Here is a 19,620-nt window from a genome sequence, read left to right on the forward strand (position 1 = left end):
CACTAGCAATTCTAAACGCAAGGAAGGCGGCCAATCTGGCCGCCTTCCTTGCGTTTGCGGGTATATATGCCGAAGCCGAATGTGCTTTTGCTGCCTGACTTTTTACTTTCAGCTTATGCAGGCAGGTTTAGCGTGTCGGCAGTAAGCCAATCGATACCCTTGCGCAGCCACTGCTGGGTAGCCGCTTCGGGGGAGCCGGGCTGGGGTTGGAGGTTATAGTGCCACTCGGCCTGAGGCGGCAGACTCATCAGGATGCTCTCGGTGCGACCTCCGGTTTCCAGCCCAAACTTGGTGCCCCGATCAATAGCTAGGTTGAACTCGGCGTAGCGGCCGCGGCGCACCAATTGCCACTGCTTTTGGGCCTCGGTGTAGGGTAGGGCCGCGTTTTGGCGCATAAGGGCCGAGTAGCTCCGCCCGTACACTTCACCTACTGCCTGCACAAACGCAAACAACTCGTCGAAGGAGCCATCCTCACCTATAGTCAGGCGGTCGAAGAAGATGCCGCCCACCCCGCGGGTTTCCTGGCGGTGAGGCAGGTAGAAGTACTCATCGGCCCACTGCTTGAAACGGGGGTAGTACGTAGCATCATAAAGCTCGCAGACGGCTTGGATCTGCTCATGAAACCAGCGGGCCTGCGCTACATCTACATAAATTGGGGTTAAATCCAGGCCCCCGCCAAACCAAGCCTCGCCGTTGGCCGCCTCAAAGTAGCGCACGTTCATGTGGGAAATGGGCACCAATGGGCTGCGCGGGTGCTGCACTACCGATACGCCTGTGGCGAAGTAGCCGGGGTCGGGCATGAGCAATTGCTGGGCCGCCTTGTCGCTCATGGTGCCCCACACGGCCGAGAAAGCCACGCCGCCCTTTTCCAGCACCTCGCCGTTCTGTAGTACCCGCGTGCGGCCGCCGCCACCACCCTGGTGCCGCCAGGCATCCTCGGTAAAGCGCACCGTGCCGCCATCCGCCGCTTCCAGTTCCTGACAAAGCCAATCCTGAAAGGAACGCATCCATTCTTCTACCACAATACGACGAGAAACAAGGGGTAGGGGCTGGGTAGTAATCATCTTGCTAGAGTAAAACAGGGAAAATGGGGGGTAAGGGGGCTAAGCCCAGTGCACGGCGGCATAGTTGGGCAGGAGGCGGGTCGGTTGCTCGCGCTCTAGCCGCTCGGCACACTTCTCGCAGCAGGCCCCGGCAGTAGGGCGCTCCGTGGCGCGCAGCACCAGCACCGGAATTTGAGTGTGGTAGGCGCGGGTGGTGGTATAGCACCTATCGAAATACTGCAGCAACTGCGCTGGGCTACCGGGCGCAATAATGAGAAGCTGAGCCTGCGTACGGGCACAAAACTCACTGCTGCCTTCCAGAGGTGCATCGTCTTCGAGCAGGTGGGGGGTAGTGAGCGGCCAGGTAAGTTGAGCCGCGGCCTGAATTACCGCCTGCTTGAGCTGGCGGCGCAGGGGACGCTGGTTTGGCGAGTAGAACTGCACCAGATCCAGAGGCGCCGGAAATGCCTCACGCAGGGCCGAGAGGCGAGGCAGCACGTTAAGACTGAGGGTAGCAAAATCGGCGGCGAAGGCCACGCGGTTGGGCAAGGAGCGGCGGCCGGGCGGCACCACCAGCACCGGGCAGCTCACCAGCTCGGTAATAGTGGCGGCGTGGTTGCCGGGCGGCGCCTGGTGGTTGCAATCAATATGCTCCAGGCCCATCACTACCAGGTCGGCGCCGCAGCGGGCTGCTTCCGAAGCGGCGTGGTCGTGAAGGCAACCGCTGAGCACGCGGTAGTGGTAGCGGATGCGGCGGCCATCTTGGCGGGTGAGCTGCTTGTAGCGCAGGCGCTCCACCAAGCTACGCAGGCGCGTTTCCTCGCTCACAAAATCGGGCTCAGGCTGACCCGGCATGGCTTCCGGATGGCAGTAGAGCAGCACAATTTCCGCCGGCCACCGCACGGCAAGCTTGTTGGCGTAGGCAAGGGTATACTCGGCGGCCGCCGTGTGGTCGAGCGGAACAAGAATGGTTTTCATAGAAAAGCGTAATCCGGTAGAGAAAGGGCTTAGTGGCAACGGTGCATGCTGGGGGGCTGGACCGGGGTAGCAGCCGTGGGAGCACGCTTGAGCTGGGGGCTGAGGTAGGGAATGCCCAGGCCCAGGCCGCGCACGAGTAAGAGCATGGCCAACAGGGAGGCAGCGTAGGGCACCACCTGCCGGAACCGGGCGCGCCAGTACAGCGGCACCAACTGACCCGTGAGCGACAAAGCCAGCATGAGGGGTAGGGTACCCAGCCCGAAACAGGCCATGTAGCCCGCCGCGCCTAGTATACCCGGCGCAGTCAAGGCCCCCGCCAGCGCCAGGTATACCAGGCCGCAGGGGAGCAGCCCGTTCAGCAGGCCTGCCCCGTAGAGCGCCCAGCCCGATGTATGCTGAAACAGCCCCGCCAAGGTCGATTTAACCCAATTCAGGGGCCGGCTTAGGCCCAGCCACCCGGCCACCTGGCCGGTATAGCGTTCCGGCACAGCCACCAGCAGCAGAATCAGACAGCCCGAGGCCACGGACAGGCTTTGTTGTAGGCCGGCCAGCCGCAGGCCGTGGCCCAGCAAGCCGGCCAGGGCCCCCAGGACCGCGTAAGTGGTGGTGCGTCCCAGGTTATACAGCAGGCGGCCGGCTCCAAAGCTCCCCGCTCCTAGCGAGGAGGCTCCGGACCGGCCGGGTAGGGCTAGGGCAATGGCCCCGCACATGCCTACGCAATGGAAGCTCCCGAGTACCCCAAAAACAAAACCGGCCCAAAGCATCGAAAAAGCAGAAAAGCGTACCTGATTGCAGCGGCAAGTACGCCAGCCCGGGCCGGGGCTAACATGACGAAAATCAGTTGGCGAGGGTGATATTTCTCTCCACAAAATACGCCTGCCCACTCGCCGTGAAATCCAGACGGACGCGCCAGTAGCCAGCCTGCATCCGGGCTGTGCTGACCTGCTGCCGGAGGGTTGCCGACGGCTGCAGGGGTAGGGAAAAATCTAGGTGTTGGTCGGAGGGCCGGAACAAGTGAATGGTGCCCGCTACCGGCTGGCCCGCCATAGCGGCCGGTAGCTGCAGGGTCAGGCGGCGGGTGGCCGCATCGTGCTCAATTTCCACGGGGGCTGGCAGGGCGGCGGTGCGGGCTACGGTTTCCATGCGCTGCTGGTAGGCCAGTTCCTGCTGGTAATAATCGGGACTGACCAGCTCCACGCTCGTGCGCATGGCCTGCTGCACGAGGTAGCCGATAAAGCCAGCAAACAGCACAAACGCGGCTATAACGGCGTAAGGCCACACGGTGCGCTTCGGAGAAGAAGTCATGGTCGTCATGAGAGGAAAAGCCCCGGTCCGACGCTGCAGGTGTCCTGGGGCCGGTTGGCTTCGGGTTGAGGTAAGAGGCTACTGATCCAGGCAGTTGTGGTGGTTTCTCCATCCCAGAACGTCATGCAGAGCTGGAGGCGGAGCAACTTGCTTGGCGGCTGGCAAGCAGTGCAACGTCAGCACGCGAGATTCCTCGACAAGCTCGGAATGACGGTCTTAGGGTTCTGGCCTACGTGCTGTGAATCGACGCGAGCGGCGCGGACGGTAACCGGCCCCAGGACGCCTTCGGCGTGGGGCCGGACCTGCCTATTGCACCGGGCCGAGGAACTTGGTGCTGGTTTCGGCAATGAGCTGGTTGCCGCTGAACAGGCCGATGCGCAGGGGTTGGTTGGTGCGGTGCAGGGCCGTGCGCGGCAGCTCGGCAAAGAACACGCCCTCCACTATGCCCTGGGCCGGTAGGGTCAGGCCTTGGCTGCCTACCAGGGAAATGCGGCCTTGAGCGGGCTCCAATACGCGCAGAGTGAGGGGGTAGGGCGCGTTGGTTTTGTTAATGACGGAGATGTTATAAAGGTTGGTGATGGTGCCCTGCGGCGTCTTCTGGAACAGTTGCCCCGGCGTGCGCAGCACCGTGGCCTGCACGTTGGAGCGCGACACCAGCAGGCCCGTTAGCACCCCGAGCAGCACCACCAGCACGGCTGAGTAGGCCTTCACCCGGCTCGTCAGGCGGAAGCGGGTACCCTCGGCAATGGTATTCACAGAGGCGTGCCGGATCAGGTTCTGGGGGAGGCCGGCCAGGTCCATCATCCGGTTGCAGGCATCAATGCAGGCCGTGCAGTTGATGCATTCCAGCTGGGTAGCGCCGTTGCGTATATCGATGCCAGTGGGGCAGACCTGCACGCACTGGTGGCAGTCAATACAGTCGCCGGCGGTGCGCACCTGGTTTTTGCGCAGCTTTTCGCGCTTCTCACCCCGGCGGTAATCATAGGCCACTACCAGGCTGTCCTGGTCCAGCAATACGCCCTGCAGGCGGCCGTAGGGGCAGGCAATGGTGCACACCTGCTCCCGAAACCGGGCAAATACGGCGTAGAACACCCCGGTAAATAACACCATAGAAGCCAGGCCGCCCAGGTGCTCCTTCGGTGAGTCGGTGACGATGCGCAGCAACTCCTCGGTGCCAATGATGTAGGCCAGGAAGGTGTTGGCAATCAGAAACGAAACACCCAGAAACAGCGCGTGCTTGGTGGTTTTGCGCCAGATCTTGTTCCAGCTCCAGGCGGCCCGGTCGAGGGCTTTTTGCTGGGGCGCGTCGCCTTCCAGCCAGTACTCAATGCGCCGAAACACCATTTCCAGGAAGATAGTCTGGGGGCAGACCCAGCCGCAGAAGGCCCGCCCGTACACCACCGTAAACAGGATGATAAACACCAGAAAGGTGAGCGAGGCCAGCAGCAGAATAAAGAAGTCCTGGGGCCAGAAAATCTGCCCGAAAATGATAAACCGCCGCGCGGGCAGGTTCAGCAGGAGCACGGGCAAACCGCCCACGCGCAGCCAGGGCCCCGCCAGCAGCAATGCCAGCAATCCGTAGCCCAGCCAGGAGCGCAGGCGATAAAGCCGACCGACCGGCTGCTTGGGATACAGCCATACCCGATGCCCTGCCGCGTCCACCGTCGCAATAGAGTCGCGGTACGAATCATCAGGCTTGAATTGAGTAACGGACATGAGTAGTAGAAACTAAAAGGCAATCCGGTCATTCTATTGAGCTGGTCGGGGCATCTCGCCTGCTGTGTGCTACTAACCCACCGAAGCGGTATAGATAATTCTCGGAGCTCAGCATGACGGATACTCTGGCAACGTCAGCCGAACGAGATGCCTCGACCAGCTCGACCTGACGGACTTTTAAACCGAAGCGGTAGAGATGCTTCAGCTGCGGCTGCGCTCAGCACAACGGCCGGTTGCTCCGGAGCAGTGACTTAGAGCTTGGCTACTGGCTTGGCGGGGGCTTCTTTCTCGCCTTGGGGCTCTTTGGCACCGGCGGGTTTAGTGCCCTGCAGGCTCAGGATGTAGGAACTGACCTGCAGAATCTGCTTGCCCGAGAGCTTGCCTTTCCAGGCCACCATGCCCTTGCCCTGCACCCCGAACTTTACGGTTTTGTAGACGTGGTTTACCTCGCCCCCGTGCAGCCAGTATTCGTCGGTGAGGTTAGGGCCTACTTTGCCTTCGGCGTTCGGGCCGTGGCAGGCGGCGCAGTTACTGGCGAAAAGGGTTTTGCCGCTGCTGATATCGGCCGGGGAAGTGAGAGCCTGGTAGGTGGTGAGCTTGTTGGGGTCGTCGGCGTCGGGAGAGACGAGCAGGGCGGCCTGCTGCATTTCGGTTTCGTACTCGGCGTGGCTGAGCTGCCCGGCCTGCGCTACGTGGTAGTAGGCCAGGTAGCCCAGCGCAAACACAATGGTCATGTAGAAGCCGTACTTCCACCAGGGCGGCAGGTCGTTGTCGAACTCCTGAATACCGTCGTAGTCGTGGTCCAGCATTTCGTCGCGCACTACCCCGCGCACCAGCACCGGGTCGCCGACGAGCAGGCCCAGCACCTGGCCGCTGCCGGAGTTGCGCACCGAGGGCAGCTCATACACCCGGCGCAGCTGGGGCCGCATCTGCACTACGATAGCGCCAAACACCACCAGAAACAGGAGCACTACTACTCCCAACAAGCCCAGCAGCACCCAGAAGAGAAACAGCTGACCATTGGTAGCGGCATCCGCGGCGGCCGGGGCGGTGGCTTCGGCCGACTGGGCCAGGGTAGGGGCCGCGCTCAGCAGCGCTACCCCCACTCCCGGCAGAAGGAAACAAAATCGGCTCATGCAGCTACGGGCTCGGAGGTAAGAACCGGGGCCTCAATGCTCGGGGCCGAAGCAGCTGCCGGGGCCTGGGGCGCAACGGCAGCCATCGGGGCTGGGTTTTCAGCCTGGGCGGGGGTAGCGGCCCCATCGGTTTGGTAGCTGGCGGCGGCTACCGAGGCCATCGAAACGCCCGTCATCAGCCCCATCACCAGCACAATGACGGCCAGGGCACCGGCTACCCAGCTCAGGATATCCGTGGGGCCGGGGCCCGTAGCAGCGGTTTGGGCATTGGCAGCAAAGCCAGTCAGCAGGCCCAGGGTAGTCAGCAGGAAAGCGCGGTTGGTTAGCATAACACGTCGTGGTTAAGGTGGTAGAGAAGGGTTGCGTTAGCAGTGGTAGTGTCTTCTTCTTGGCCGAGTGGCAGGTGGCTCATGGCGTGCAGGTGCTGGCGGTTGGTTTTCAGCACGTACACCAGCAGGCCGAGGAAAAAGAGAAAGAAAATGGCCAGGGAGATGAGCGGGTAGATTTCAATTCCGGCAATGGATTGCAGGACTTTCTTTTCCATAAGGGGTAGCAATTATTGGTGGCTACTGGGCCGAGGCCGTGGCCTGCTCGGGCTTCACTTTGATGTCGGTGCCCAGGCGCTGGAGGTAGGCAATCAGGGCCACGATTTCCTTGTCGGGCATCACCTCGATTTCCTCCTTCTTCAACTCCTGCACAATCCCCTGGGCCTGGCGGCGGGCGTCGTCCACGGCTACCTGGTCGTAGTCCTGGGGGTAGGGGGTGCCCAGGTGGCGTAGGGCTTTGATCTTGGCAGGCAGAATCTTGTAGTCAATATCTTCCTCGAACAGCCAGGGGTAGGGCGGCATAATCGAGCCCGGCGACATACTGGTGGGGTCCATCATGTGGTTGTAGTGCCAGGAGTGGGGATACTTCTGGCCCACCCGGTGCAAATCGGGGCCGGTACGCTTGGAGCCCCACAGGAAGGGCCGGTCGTACACAAACTCGCCGGCTTTCGAATACTCGCCGTAGCGTTCCGTTTCGGAGCGGAAGGGGCGCACCATCTGGGTATGGCAGTTGGAGCAGCCTTCCTTGATGTAGATGTCGCGGCCCTGCAACTCCAGGGCCGTGTAGGGCTTCACGGAGGCAATGGTGGGCACGTTGCTGCGCACCAGGAAGGTCGGAATCATCTCAATGGCGCCCCCGATGAGGATGGCCACGGTAGCGCCGATGCTCAGCTGCACGGGGCGGCGCTCAATCCAGCGGTGCCAGTGGCCACCTTGGTGCTCTTCCACCAGCTCAGCCGGTACCAGCGCCGGAGCCTGGGCTTTTTCGTTCTGGAGCAGGGTGCCGGCCTGGGCCGTTTTCACCAGGTTGTACACCATGAAGAACACCCCGCTCAGGTACAGCACCCCGCCAATGCCGCGCAGGTAATACATGGGCACAATCTGCAGCACGGTTTCCAGGAAGTTGCTGTACTGCAGCATGCCCTCCCCGTTGAATTGCTTCCACATCAGGCCCTGAGTGAAACCGGCCCAGTACATGGGCAAAGCGTAGAATAGGATGCCCAGGGTGCCCAGCCAGAAGTGGGTGTTGGCGAGCTTGCGGGAGTAGAGCGGCGTGCGGTAGAGGCGGGGCCACAGCCAGTACAAGATGGCAAAGGTCAGGAAGCCGTTCCAGCCCAGGGCCCCCACGTGCACGTGGGCCACAATCCAGTCGGTGAAATGAGCAATGGCGTTTACGTTCTTCAGGCTCAGCAAGGGCCCCTCGAAGGTGGCCATGCCGTAGGCCGTCACGGCCACCACCATAAACTTGAGCACGGGCTCCTCGCGCACTTTGTCCCAGGCCCCACGCAGGGTCAGCAGGCCGTTGATCATGCCGCCCCAGCTGGGAGCAATTAGCATCACCGAAAAGGCTACCCCCAGACTCTGGGCCCAGTCGGGCAGGGCGGTGTAGAGCAGGTGGTGCGGGCCGGCCCAGATGTAAATGAAAATCAGGGACCAGAAGTGGATGATGCTCAGGCGGTAGGAATACACCGGCCGCTCGGCGGCCTTGGGCAGGAAGTAGTACATCATGCCCAGGTAGGGGGTAGTCAGGAAGAAGGCCACCGCATTGTGCCCGTACCACCACTGCACCAGAGCATCCTGCACGCCGGCGTACAGCGAGTAGCTTTTCAGCAGGCTCACCGGCAACTCCATGGAGTTGACGATGTGCAGCACGGCCACCGTCAGGAAGGTGGCGATGTAAAACCAGATGCCCACGTACAGGTGCCGCTCGCGGCGGCGGGCAATGGTGCCGAACATGTTCCAACCGAACACCACCCACACCAGCGTAATGGCAATGTCAATAGGCCATTCCAGCTCGGCGTATTCCTTGGAGGTAGTGATGCCCAGAGGCAGGGTAGCCACCGCCGAGAGGATGATGAGCTGCCAGCCCCAAAAGTGGATTTTGCTCAGGACGCCGGAGAACATGCGGGCCTTGCACAGGCGCTGCAGGGAGTAGTACACCCCCATGAAAATGCCATTGCCCACAAAGGCGAAAATCACGGCGTTGGTGTGCAAGGGGCGGATGCGGCCGAAGGTGGTGTAGGCCGTGCCCATATTCACCTCGGGGCGGGCCAGCTGAAAAGCGGCCAGAATGCCCACCAGCATGCCAATAATACCCCATACTACCGTGGCAATGCCAAAGTCGCGGACGATTTTGTTGTCGTAGAAAAACGTATCCACTGCCCGCGGGGGAACGTGGGGCGCGGCCGGCGACTTGGGCGCCGCAACCGGCGGCAGGGCTTCGACTTGCATAGCCTTCAGGAGTGAGTGATTTTATACTCCAAAGGTCCTGCTAGGCCGGGTCGGAAAAGATGACGAAAGTCAGCCGTGGGGTTGATTGATGTCAGGCCGGGTGCAAGCCGAACGGTCAGCAAGCTTGCAAAAAGAACGGCTGAACAGCGTAGTAACAGAACGTCATTCTGAGCAGTGCGAACCGAAAAAAGACGTAGCCAAGGACCTTCCTTGCACCCCGCACCACCGCTGCCGACAAAGTGCCGATACCTAACGAAATAATCATGTCGAGCGCAGCGAGACATCTGGGTCAGCGTCGTTCACCAGATGTCTCGCTGCGCTCGACATGACTATTCATTAGGCATTGACCCCGATCCTGAGCGCGCACGGGCAGCCCAGCCGTAGGGTGACACCCGGCGCGCTGCCAGCGCTCCAGTGCTCGGTGCTGACCCGGAAGACACACCCGCCGAATGCTGACTACCCTGGTGCTTTTACCCAGGCTCGGTGCCCATCAGGCCGCGTCAGTTGGACCGAAAGGATTGGCGGAAGGCCAGTGGCGTGAGGGCGGTTTTAGTCTTGAAGAACCGGCTGAAGGATTGCGAATGCTCAAAGCCGAGCGCGTAGGCGACTTCGCTGACCGACAAGCTCGTGGTGCTCAGCTTCTCCTTGGCCTGCTCGATGAGCTTGTCGTGGATGTGCTGCTGGGCATTCTGGCCGGTCAGGGCCCGCAGCATGTCGCTCAAGTAGCTGGGCGACACGTGCAGCCGCTGCGCCAGGTACTGCACCGTCGGAATGCCCCGGCTGGGCAAGTCCTCGCTGCGAAAGCACCCCGCCAGGATTTCCTCCAGCTGCTGCAGCAAGCCGCTGTGCACGGCCTTGCGCGTCAGAAACTGGCGCTTGTAGAAGCGGTTCGCGTAGGTCAGCAGCAATTCAAGCTGAGCCACGACGACATCCTGGCTGAATTCGTCCAGGCGGCTGGCCAGCTCCGCCCCGATGGTATCCAGCAAGGCCAGCAGCACGTCCTTTTCCTCGGGCGAGACGTGCAGCGCCTCGTTGACGGAGTAGGTGAAGAAGCCGTACTGCTGAATCTTTTTGGCCAGGGGGTAACCGGCCAGAAAATCCGGATGAATCAGCAGGGTATACTGCGAGCAGCCGCCCGTGGCATCTTCCTCCGTGCCGCCGATAATCTGGTTGGGGGCGGCAAACAGCAACCCGCCTTCCGCGAAGTCATAATAGCCCTGCCCGTAGGTGAGCCGGTTGCTCAGCCGGGGCCGGTACGATATTTTATAAAAGCTCAGCACGTGGGGCCGGTGCCCGGCGCCCGTCGGGGCCGGGCCGGCGCCGTGCACGAGGCTGATCAGCGGATGCTGGGGGCTCGGCAAGCCTAGCGCCCGGTGCGCCTCGGACAGCGAGGCAAATCGCAAGGGAGTGTTTTCTGGTTTTTTCATTTCTCGTGGGCCGAGCCCCGGTTACCTTCCTAACAACTACCGGCTGGCCACAGTGGTTGCGCTGGCGCCGCCCTGCGCCGCATCCGCCACCGCGGCCCAGGCTTCCCATGTGGCCAGCCGCTCGGCGTAGGCGGCACGCACCCAGGGCAGGTTGTGGCTGCCCAGGAACAGGCGCAGGGGCGGCTGCTCGGCATCTACCACGGCGAAGAGGGCGGCGGGAGTGGCCGCGGGGTCGCCGCGTTCCATTTGCCCTAAGCCCGCGAAAAAGTGGTTCTTGAAATCGGAGTAGATATCCAGGCCGGCCGCAAAGCGCAGCGACTCCGGGCTGCCGAACTCGGTGGCGTAGGCCCCTGGCTCAATGATGGTGACCTTGACGCCAAACGGCGCTACCTCGGCGGCCAAGCTTTCGTGAATGGCCTCAAAGGCCCATTTTGAGGAGGAGTAGTAGCCTATGACCGGGGAAGTTACGTGGCCCAGCCCGCTGGAAACGCCTAGGATGTGCCCTCCACCCTGGGCCCGGAGCAGGGGCAGCGCGGCCTGGATGACGGCCACGGCCCCGAACACGTTCGTTTCGTACAGGGCCCGGATTTCGTCCAGGCTGGCTTCCTCGATGGTGCCGACCAGCGAGTAGCCAGCGTTATTGAGCACGATGTCGAGCCGGCCAAAGTGGGCGTGCGCTTGCGCAACTGCCGCACGCACCTGCTCGGGCCGGGTGACGTCCAGCTCCAGCGCCAGCACGTTGGCACCGTATTTCTCCGTCAGCTCGCTCAGGCTGGCCAGCTGCCGGGCCGTGGCGGCTACCCGGTCGCCTCGTTGCAGGGCGGCTTCCGTCCAGACGCGGCCAAAGCCGCGGGAAGCGCCCGTAATAAACCAGGTTTTGGAGGCAGCACCAGTAACGGATGCCGGGCCGGCGGAATTCGGTTGAGAAGTCATGTAGCAGAATGGGTTAGTGAACAGCACAAAGGTCCCATCCGGCCAACGGCCCGCTGTAGCCTGATTGCGGAACTTCGTAGCGTAATCGAGGCACCTACCACGCGGCGGCGCCCATTGCTATTTCCCCTGCTGCGCCTATCAATCTGCTTGCCTCGTAGTAGGCCCTGCCTTCCTTTTCAGAAGCCCGCCGCTACAGCTCCTTAAGCCGATGCCGTTGGCCGGCGGCGAGAGTAGCATCAGGCAGTAGACTTGCGGCCCGGGGCAAGAGGTAGCCGGCAGCCACGTCGAAGTGATGCTTATCCGTCGGTTCGGACCACAAGCCCCAGGGCGTTATGCTCGCATCGGTACACCGCAAGGCCTTGGGCTGTAAAGTCGCTAGCGTTGCCCCCGCGGCTGCGCATTTTCCTCCTGGTCATCGAAGAGCACGCGCACGGCGGGCGTGTAGGTGTCGTCGTACTGGTGGCTGCGCACGGCCCACACGAAGGCGAGTAAGAAGAGCATGGCCACGCAGAGCGAAATGCTAATGAGAACGAAGATGATTTCCATGACAAAGGTTAGAGTTGGCGCCGGTGGGCGGCGTAGTGCACCAGCAGGGTAGCAAACACCATCACGCTCAGGGAGCTGATGGGCATCAGAATGGCCGACACGATGGGGGTAAACTTGCCCTGCACGGCCAGGCCCAACCCGATGCCGTTGTAGCAGAATGACAGCACGAACGTGCCCAGCACCACCTGCAGGCAGTCTTGGGAGAACCGCAGGAACGTGCTGAGTTGCCCGAAGCTGCGGGCGTCCAGAATGGCGTCGCAGGCAGGGGAGAAGTTGGTAAGCGTATCGGTGAGAGCCACGCCAGCGTCGGCCTGCTGCAGGGCGCCGGCATCGTTGAGCCCGTCGCCGACCATGATGACGGTGCGGCCCTGCTGCCGGAGGTGTGCTACGTAGTCGAGCTTTTGCTGGGGCGACTGGCGGAAGTGCAGCTCGGCCTGGGGGCCAAATAGCTCCCGCAGGCGGTCCTGCTCCGTGTCGTTGTCGCCGGACAGCACAGCTAGGTGGTAGTGCCGGCTCAGCTCAGCTAGGATGGAGCGCAACTCCTCGCGGTACACATTGCGCAGCAGGTAGCAGCCCTGCACCCCCTCCACGCTTACGTACACGCGAGACTGCAACCCATCCGTGGTAGCGGCTGATTCAGCTGTTGCGGGCGTTCCAGCCTCCGGGGCCGGGTTTCCTACCCCCACGAAAGCAGCCGAGCCTACCCGCACTTCCTCGCCCGCTACCGTACCACACAGGCCCTGGCCCGCCACCTCCCGGAACTCCTGCACCGGCAGATGGCTGGCTGGAAGCTCGGCCGCCAGGCGCTGGCTTAAGGGGTGAGTAGAATGCTGAATTACCGCTGCAATGGCTTGCTGTTGGGCCAGGGTGAGGGTGGGGCCCGCGTATTCTACTGCCGAGCGTTTTACGTCCGTCAGGGTGCCGGTTTTGTCGAAGACGATGGTATCGGCGCGGCCCAGAGTTTCTACTACCCCGGAATTTTTAAGGAAGAGCTTGCAGCGCCCCAGCGCCCGCAGGGCCGCGCCCAGGGCAAAGGGCGTGGCCAACGACAAAGCGCAGGGGCAGGCAATAACCAGCACCGAGGTAAACGCCCGCAGGGCCATGTCGGGGCGGCCCTGCCACTGCCAGTAAGCCACCGCGCCCAGGGCCAGCACCAAGGTCACGGCCACGAAGTAGCGGCCTACTTTGTTGGCATAGGTTTCCAGGGTGGCTTTTTCCTCTTTCTGAAACGCGGGGTTATTCCAAAGCTGGGTGAGGTAGCCCTGTGACACTTCGCGCACCACTTCCAGCTCCAGGGCCTCGCCGGTTTGCCGGCCGCCGGCGTACACCACCTCGCCGCTGGTGCGCGCCACCGGCACACTTTCGCCCGTCACGAAGCTATAGTCAATCTGCCCCTGGCCCCGCAGCAGCACCGCGTCGGCCGGAATAATTTCCTGGTGGCGCACCCGTATCCGTTGGCCCGCCCGCAGTTCCCGCACCGCCACCGACTCTTCTCGGCCGCCGGCCGTAAGGCGCGTTACGGCTACCGGGAAGTAGGAAGTGAAGTCCCTATCGAAGCGCAGCGCGTCGTAGGTGCGCTGCTGCACCCACTTGCCAATCAGCATGAAAAACACTAGCCCCGTAAACGAGTCGAGGTAGCCGGGGCCGTGCTGGGTCGCAATGTCGTAGAGGCTGGTCAGGAATAAGGCCGTCAAGCCCAGGCTAATGGGAAAATCGAGGTTGATGTAGCGATGCCGCAGCCCCTGCCAGGCCGAGCGGTAAAAGCCCCGGGCACTGACCAGCAGCACCGGCAAACTCAGCCCCAGGCTCAGCCACCCGAAAAACTGCCCAAAGGAAGCCTGCAACTGCTCCGTGAAGGAAAAGTAGTCGGGAAAGGCCATCAGCATCACGTTGCCGAAGGCGAAGGCCGCCAGCCCCAGTTGGTAGTAGAGCGTACGGTTGGCGCGGTGGGGCTGAGCTCCTAGTTCGGCCAAGGTAATCTGGGGCTCGTAGCCCACCGAGGCCAGCAGCTTCGCTACTTCCGTGAGGGTAGTGGCGGCCGGGTTGTAGCTCACGGTAAGCTCTTTGCGCAGGAAGTTGACCCGAGAAGAAGTAATGCCGGGGTTAAGTTTGAACAGGTTTTCCAGCAGCCAGATGCAGGAGGCGCAGTGCATCTGCGGAATGCTGAAGGTGAGCTGGTTGAGCGCCTCGGAGCGAAACGCTAGCAGCTGACTTTGCACCGATTCCGAATTGAGGTAGTCGAAGCGGCCAGGCAGCTCTACTTCCGGTATTTTCTGGCCTGGTTTGTCGTCGAGGCGGTAGTAGGTACAAAGGTTGCTCTGGTCCAGCAGCTCATACACGGCCTTACAGCCCTGGCAGCAGAAAGGCAACTCAGGCCGGGCCGACAGCCGGATGGGCTGGTCGGGGCAGGCGTCGCCGCAGTGGGCGCAGGCCACGCGAACAGGGGTAGGAGCAGGGGCAAGAGTTGGCACAGGTTCAGGCAGCTGATGTAGGCTCAAAGCTCCCTCCGTTCGCGCGCTCCACACCTGACGAAAATCAGCCGCCCCCTTGATTCATCTCACTATCTTCCTACCCCAGTCGCCGGCCCGAACCCTCATCTTTGGGGTAGTGTTCTGGTCACCAGAACTGCCTTTGCTGAAATAGTTGCTATGTCCCGCTCCCGCGCTACGGCTTCCTTGTTGCTGGTGCTGGCCCTGTTCGTCTGGGCTGGCATGGTGGCCGGCATTTCCTTTCTGGAAGCCCCGCTCAAATTCACCGCGCCCCGCATTACTATTCCGCTGGGGTTGGGCATTGGCCGCATTGTGTTTGCCGCTTTAAACAAGGTAGAGCTAACGTTGGCCGCCGTGGCCGTGGCAAGTGGCATCTACCTGCGGATACCCGCGCGCATGGGTGGGGCGCTGGGGGTAGTGGTAACTATTCTGGCGCTACAAACGCTTTGGCTGCTACCGGCCCTCGATGTGCGGGCCCTGGCTTTGCTGGCCGGCCATCCGGCCCCGCCCAGCTCCCTGCACCTGGTGTACATAGGGCTGGAAGTTCTAAAATTGCTCCTGTTGCTGCTCACCGGCGCGTGGGTACATGGGTGGTCGTTGCGGGTAGCACGTGGGCAGGTGCTCAACCACCGCGCCGCCCAGCAGACTGCCTAGAGTATTCCCGGGCAAAAGGAGGGAGCTGAGCTACCTGCGCCATTTAAGCTACCTGCGCCATTAGCAAGAAGGTAGCCACCTTCCTCCGGAAAAAAGTAGTTTTGGGCTATGTATATGCTCAAAAGCCCGCAGCCCGTGCCTACCTACCCGTTTGAGCGGGATGAGGCAGTTGGTAACAGCGCCTTCACCATCACCCGCTCCGAGGGCGGGTTGGTGTACGAGGAGGACCTGCTGAAACCGCACCGAAAGGCATACTACCTGCTGGTATTTGTAAAGCATAATAGTGGCCGCCACTGGGCAGACATGACTGCCTATGAGCATGTAGACAATACGTTTTACTTCACCACGCCCCACCAGGTGCTGGTCAAAGAGGAGCCTACCCCCTTCTGGGGCAGCTACCTAACTTTCACCAACGAGTTTCTGGCCCTGCAGCAGAACGCCGCTTTGCGTGAGCTGCCCATCATCCAAAACCCTTATAATGGGCACGAGCTGCGGCTGACTGCAGCGGATGCAGCCTTTGTAGAGGATACGCTGGATAAAATTCAGGGTGAATACACCCGCCCCGGCGAGTGGCAGCACCGCATGCTGAGCGCCCACCTGGCCGTGCTGCTTACCTACTTGAGCCGCTTGTACACCCAGCAGTTTGCCGCCGATGAGCCCTCAGCTGAAAAGCTTTTGCTCAAGACGTATCAGGCCAAGATTGAGGAGTGCTACCGTGAGCTACACGAGGTAGGGGCCTACGCCTCCCTGCTCCATATTTCGGCCGGACACCTGAGCGAGGTGGTAAAGGCCCAGAGCGGGAAATCGGCCATTAAGCATATTCATGAGCGGCTGGTGCTGGAAGCCCGGCGTCTGCTGTTTTACACCACCTATTCGCTTAAGGAAATTGCCTTCGACTTAGGGTTTGCGGATGCTTCCTACTTCAACCGTTTCTTCAAGCGCGAAACCGGCGTCACCCCGGCGGAGTACCGCGCTACCATCCGGGAAATGTACCAGTAATACCGCAGAATAGGTGCCAGCGGCGCGCAGGGTGCCAGGTAGTTTTGTGTCATTCATTCACAGGCTATAAACCACCATGAAAACTGCACTTATTACCGGCGCCAACAAGAGTATTGGCTTTGAAGCCGCCCGTCAACTCCTGCAAAATGGCTATACCGTGTACCTGGGCAGCCGCGACCTGCAGAAAGGCCAGCAGGCCGCCCAGCAGCTCTATGCCGAAGGCCTGACCCAGGTGGAGCCGCTCCAGCTTGACGTGACGAACAGCGCCTCCATTGCCGCTGCCCGCCAGGCTCTGGGGCAGAAAACGCAGGCGTTGGACGTCCTCATCAACAACGCCGGTATTCTAGGCGGCATGATGCAGCCCCCACTAGGTACCAGCATTGGCACTATCCGGGAGGTATTCGACACCAACGTATTTGGGGTAATTGAGGTGACCCAGGCGTTTATCGACCTGCTACGGCAGTCGCCTGCGCCCCGGATTGTGAACGTGACATCGGGCTTAGGCTCACTGACCCTGCACAACGACCCTTCCTGGAAGTACTACCCCGTGAAAGGGGCTGCCTACCAGCCCTCCAAGGCCGCGCTGAACGCCTACACCATCATGCTGGCTTATGAGCTGCGCGACACCCCGTTCAAAGTAAATGCCGTGGACCCCGGCTACACCGCCACCGACTTTAACCACCACAGCGGCCCCGGCTCAGTAACCGATGCCGCCGCCCGCGTGGTAAAAGCCGCTTTGATAGGCCCCGATGGCCCAACCAGCCAGTTCTTCAGCGACGATAACGCCCCGGAAACCGGCGTGAGCCCGTGGTAAATAGTAATGGCGCCTACCTCCCTCACAAGCCAGAACTACAAAGGGCAGTAGGCGTCATCACCAGCACAGAGAAAATCTAACTAACACAGCTTTGTCCTGCACTAGTGCAGGAATCCGGGTGCTGTAGCCGCCGCAGTTGCTCACCAGTTTGGCTGGCGCAGCTTCTGGGGCTGTAGCACCCGGATTCCCTTGCTGGTCAGCTCCACTAAACCGTCCTGCCGGAACTCGCTCAAGGTCCTGATCAAGGATTCTGGGGCGGTGCCCACTACGGCGGCCATGTCGTCGCGGGAGAGTTGGATGAGGGTTTCGGGGGTAGCGCCGGCTTCCTGGTGCATGCGCAGGAGCGTATCGGCTACGCGGCGACGCAGCGAGTTGTAAGCCATGCCCACCAACTGCTGCTCCCGCTCGCTCACGCAGCCTGCCAGCAGCCGGATAAACTGCTGCCCCACGGTGGGGTTGCGGTGCACCAGTTGAGTAAAATCTTCGCGCGGGATATAAAGCAGGGTAGCGTCGTCGAGCACCACGGCCGTGTCGTCGTGCGGGGTTTGCTGCAGCAGGGGGAGGTAGCCGAAAAACTCACCGGGGCCGTACACGCCCGTAATCAGCTCCTTGCCAGCGGCGGTGCGCCGTACGGTTTTCACCCTACCCTCCTGCACGAAGTAAAGCCGCGTGGGTTCGTCGCCCTCCACGTACACTTCCTGCTTTTTGCGCAGGGCATGGGGGCGCCGGTCGGCCACCAGGTCGGTGAGCTTGCCCAAGGCCGCGGCATCATCCAGAAACTCGTTTAGGGCGCCGGGCTGCTGCAGATCGTAGTCGGGGCGCAGGTGCTGAAAGCGGTTCAGGCGGCCGGTGATGGCGCTCAGCAGCTCGGTTTCATCAAAAGGCTTGGTCAGGTAGTCGTCGGCGCCCAACTCCATACCCCGACGCTGGTCAGTGCGTTCGGTTTTGGCCGTCAGGAAGATGAAAGGCACGCCCGCCAGCTGCGGGTTCTGGTTGAAAATCTGTAGCACACCGTAGCCGTCCAGCACGGGCATCATAATGTCGCACACCACCAGGTCGGGGCGGGTAGCCAGGGCTTTTTCCACGCCGATTTTGCCATTCTCCGCTGTCAGGACCGCGTAACCGGCCAGCTCCAGAATTTCGGCGGTGTTTTCGCGGATAAACTCGCTGTCTTCAATGAGCAAAATCGTCTTCATAGGGGAATGGTGATGGTGACGGTGGTGCCAACGCCTACCTCGCTCTGCAGCGAAATAGTGCCGTTCATGAGCTCCAGGTATTTGGCAATAATGTAGAGGCCCAGGCCAGTGCCCGGCACGTTGGCCACGTTGCGGGCCCGGAAAAACCGCTCGAACAGATGTTGCTGGTCTTCCGGCGAAATGCCCACGCCCTGGTCCTGCACCTGAATCAGCACCTGACTACCCTGACACTGGGCCCGCACCCGCACCAGAGAGCCCTCACCGGAGTACTTTAGGGCATTAGAAAGCAGGTTTACCAGGATTTTGCGCAGCAAGGAAGGGTCCAGGTACACGGGAGCGGGGCAGTTCAGCTCAGGCACAATGGTTTGGCCGGCTTTGCGCAGGCCCTGCACGTCGGCTATGGTTTCGTGCAGTAGCTGGCCCAAATTCAGCTCCACCGGCCGGGCTTCAATGCGGCCTTCCTCAATGCGACCCACCGAGAGAAACTCCTCCAGAATGTCGTTGAGGTGATTTACGGAGGCCCGGATGCGCTGCAGGTGCTTTACGCGCTTGTCTTGCTGGTCGGTGCCGGGGTACTTTTCAATCAGAGCGGTGGAGGTGAGCACGGCCGTGAGTGGGGTCCGAAACTCATGAGAAGCCATGCTCACGAAGCGTGACTTCAGCTCTCCCAGTTCCTGCTCGGCCCGCAGGGCCTGGCCCAGCTCTTCGGTGCGCTTTTCCAGCTGGGCCAGAGTCGTCATCAGGGCATGGGTGCGGTCCGTAACTTTTTGCTCCAGCTCGGCATTGAGGCGCTCCACGCGCTGGCGCTGGTCGATCAGCTCCCGCTCGGCTTCCTTTTTAAACGTAATGTCGATGACATAGGACACCACGAACAGCTCATCTTCGAGGTGAAAGTAGCTCAGGCTGACTTCCACTGGAAACACGGAGCCGTCGCGCCGGCGGGCCTGCAGGTCGCGGTTGTGGCCCATGGCGCGCACCTGGGGGTTGGCATTAAACGATTCGCGCAGCCGCTCGTGGCGGTGGCTCATGGCATCGGGCACCAGCAGATCAATGCGTTGGCCTAGTAGGGCACCGGTAGGGTAGTCGAACAGCTCCTGGGCCTTCTCGTTGGCCAGCACGATGTCGCCCTGCCGGTTGCACACAATAATGCCGATGGTGGCATGCGCAAACACGGCCTCGAAGCGGCCCACGCTCTGGCTCAGGCGGCGCTCGGTGGCGCGCAGATGGTCGGTATCCGTAATACGCACTACCAGATGTGGCTTGCCCTCGTGCGTGAAGCTGTGCAGCTCCAGCCGGGCCCAAAACGAGCTGCCCGATAGCCGACTCAGCTCGGCTTCCACCTCCTGCCGTCCGGTTTGAAGCACCTCTTCACACAGCCGGGCCCACTCTTCGGGTGGGAGTTGCCGGGAACGTAGGGCGCGTACGGGGTCGTGGTAGAAGGCCTGCGCCGAAGGATAGCCTAGTAGCTGATACCCGGCCGGGTTTACCTGCGTAAACCAGCCCTGCGCCACGTCATACAAGCCAACAAAGTGGTTGGCTTGCTCAAAAAGAATATCGGTCAGGGAGTTGGCGGGGATGTGAGCTGGCATGGCAGGGAGCGTACAAAG

The 19,620-nt window shown here is 61.6% G+C and carries 18 protein-coding genes; 3 read left to right on the forward strand and 15 right to left on the reverse strand.

The window, feature by feature from the left end; genetic code table 11:
• Positions 1–113: 113 nt before the first annotated feature.
• The 13 genes from hemF to DNI29_RS06780 form a co-directional block, all read right to left on the reverse strand.
• Positions 114–1,064: an oxygen-dependent coproporphyrinogen oxidase gene (gene hemF, locus DNI29_RS06720; RefSeq protein ID WP_110977336.1), complete on the reverse strand. Its 951-nt coding sequence runs from the start codon at positions 1,062–1,064 to the stop codon at positions 114–116.
• A gap of 39 nt (positions 1,065–1,103) precedes the next feature.
• Positions 1,104–2,021, reverse strand: a complete 918-nt coding sequence (locus DNI29_RS06725) for a universal stress protein (RefSeq protein WP_110977337.1) — start codon at positions 2,019–2,021, stop codon at positions 1,104–1,106.
• 29 nt (positions 2,022–2,050) lie between these two features.
• Positions 2,051–2,785, reverse strand: a complete 735-nt coding sequence (locus DNI29_RS06730; protein ID WP_110977338.1) for a sulfite exporter TauE/SafE family protein — start codon at positions 2,783–2,785, stop codon at positions 2,051–2,053.
• Between the two features lie 73 nt (positions 2,786–2,858).
• Entirely contained in the window at positions 2,859–3,326 is a 468-nt protein-coding gene (locus DNI29_RS06735; protein WP_162303533.1) for a FixH family protein, read from the reverse strand.
• Between the two features lie 306 nt (positions 3,327–3,632).
• Positions 3,633–5,042, reverse strand: coding sequence for a cytochrome c oxidase accessory protein CcoG (gene ccoG / locus DNI29_RS06740; protein WP_110977340.1), 1,410 nt, complete (start codon positions 5,040–5,042; stop codon positions 3,633–3,635).
• A 251-nt stretch (positions 5,043–5,293) separates the two neighbouring features.
• Positions 5,294–6,178: a cbb3-type cytochrome c oxidase N-terminal domain-containing protein gene (locus DNI29_RS06745; RefSeq protein WP_110977341.1), complete on the reverse strand. Its 885-nt coding sequence runs from the start codon at positions 6,176–6,178 to the stop codon at positions 5,294–5,296.
• On the reverse strand, positions 6,175–6,507 hold the full coding sequence (locus tag DNI29_RS06750) for a hypothetical protein (protein WP_110977342.1): 333 nt from the start codon (positions 6,505–6,507) through the stop codon (positions 6,175–6,177). The genes DNI29_RS06745 and DNI29_RS06750 overlap by 4 nt, the downstream gene beginning before the upstream one ends.
• Complete coding sequence (locus tag DNI29_RS06755) at positions 6,501–6,722, reverse strand: hypothetical protein (RefSeq protein ID WP_110977343.1); 222 nt, start codon at positions 6,720–6,722, stop codon at positions 6,501–6,503. Before DNI29_RS06755 ends, DNI29_RS06750 begins: the two co-directional genes overlap by 7 nt.
• Before the next feature lie 22 nt (positions 6,723–6,744).
• Positions 6,745–8,955: a cytochrome-c oxidase, cbb3-type subunit I gene (gene ccoN / locus DNI29_RS06760; RefSeq protein ID WP_110977344.1), complete on the reverse strand. Its 2,211-nt coding sequence runs from the start codon at positions 8,953–8,955 to the stop codon at positions 6,745–6,747.
• A 500-nt stretch (positions 8,956–9,455) separates the two neighbouring features.
• The gene (locus DNI29_RS06765) at positions 9,456–10,382 is read right to left on the reverse strand and encodes a helix-turn-helix domain-containing protein (RefSeq protein WP_110977345.1); all 927 of its coding nucleotides are present in this window, start codon (positions 10,380–10,382) and stop codon (positions 9,456–9,458) included.
• A gap of 36 nt (positions 10,383–10,418) precedes the next feature.
• Entirely contained in the window at positions 10,419–11,315 is an 897-nt protein-coding gene (locus DNI29_RS06770; protein WP_110977346.1) for an SDR family NAD(P)-dependent oxidoreductase, read from the reverse strand.
• 375 nt (positions 11,316–11,690) lie between these two features.
• Complete coding sequence (gene ccoS, locus DNI29_RS06775; RefSeq protein WP_110977347.1) at positions 11,691–11,861, reverse strand: cbb3-type cytochrome oxidase assembly protein CcoS; 171 nt, start codon at positions 11,859–11,861, stop codon at positions 11,691–11,693.
• An 8-nt stretch (positions 11,862–11,869) separates the two neighbouring features.
• Entirely contained in the window at positions 11,870–14,332 is a 2,463-nt protein-coding gene (locus tag DNI29_RS06780) for a heavy metal translocating P-type ATPase (protein ID WP_110977348.1), read from the reverse strand.
• A gap of 177 nt (positions 14,333–14,509) precedes the next feature.
• On the opposite strand from DNI29_RS06780, the gene DNI29_RS06785 reads away from it, so the two are divergent.
• The 3 genes from DNI29_RS06785 (at position 14,510) to DNI29_RS06795 (ending at position 16,817) form a co-directional block, all read left to right on the forward strand.
• Positions 14,510–15,004 (forward strand): hypothetical protein, encoded by a 495-nt coding sequence (locus DNI29_RS06785; protein WP_110977349.1) that lies wholly within the window; start codon positions 14,510–14,512, stop codon positions 15,002–15,004.
• A gap of 114 nt (positions 15,005–15,118) precedes the next feature.
• The gene (locus DNI29_RS06790) at positions 15,119–16,003 is read left to right on the forward strand and encodes a helix-turn-helix domain-containing protein (protein ID WP_238388033.1); all 885 of its coding nucleotides are present in this window, start codon (positions 15,119–15,121) and stop codon (positions 16,001–16,003) included.
• A 76-nt stretch (positions 16,004–16,079) separates the two neighbouring features.
• Entirely contained in the window at positions 16,080–16,817 is a 738-nt protein-coding gene (locus tag DNI29_RS06795; RefSeq protein WP_110977351.1) for an SDR family oxidoreductase, read from the forward strand.
• 140 nt (positions 16,818–16,957) lie between these two features.
• Here DNI29_RS06795 and DNI29_RS06800 read toward each other — a convergent pair whose 3' ends face one another.
• Both DNI29_RS06800 and DNI29_RS06805 read right to left on the reverse strand, forming a co-directional pair.
• Positions 16,958–18,013 (reverse strand): response regulator, encoded by a 1,056-nt coding sequence (locus DNI29_RS06800; protein ID WP_110977352.1) that lies wholly within the window; start codon positions 18,011–18,013, stop codon positions 16,958–16,960.
• Positions 18,010–19,602 carry a sensor histidine kinase gene (locus tag DNI29_RS06805; RefSeq protein WP_110977353.1) on the reverse strand — a complete coding sequence of 531 codons (1,593 nt, stop codon included), beginning with the start codon at positions 19,600–19,602 and terminating at the stop codon, positions 18,010–18,012. Before DNI29_RS06805 ends, DNI29_RS06800 begins: the two co-directional genes overlap by 4 nt.
• Between the last annotated feature and the right edge of the window lie 18 nt (positions 19,603–19,620).

It is taken from the genome of Hymenobacter sediminis (assembly GCF_003231285.1).
Lineage (GTDB): Bacteria > Bacteroidota > Bacteroidia > Cytophagales > Hymenobacteraceae > Hymenobacter > Hymenobacter sediminis.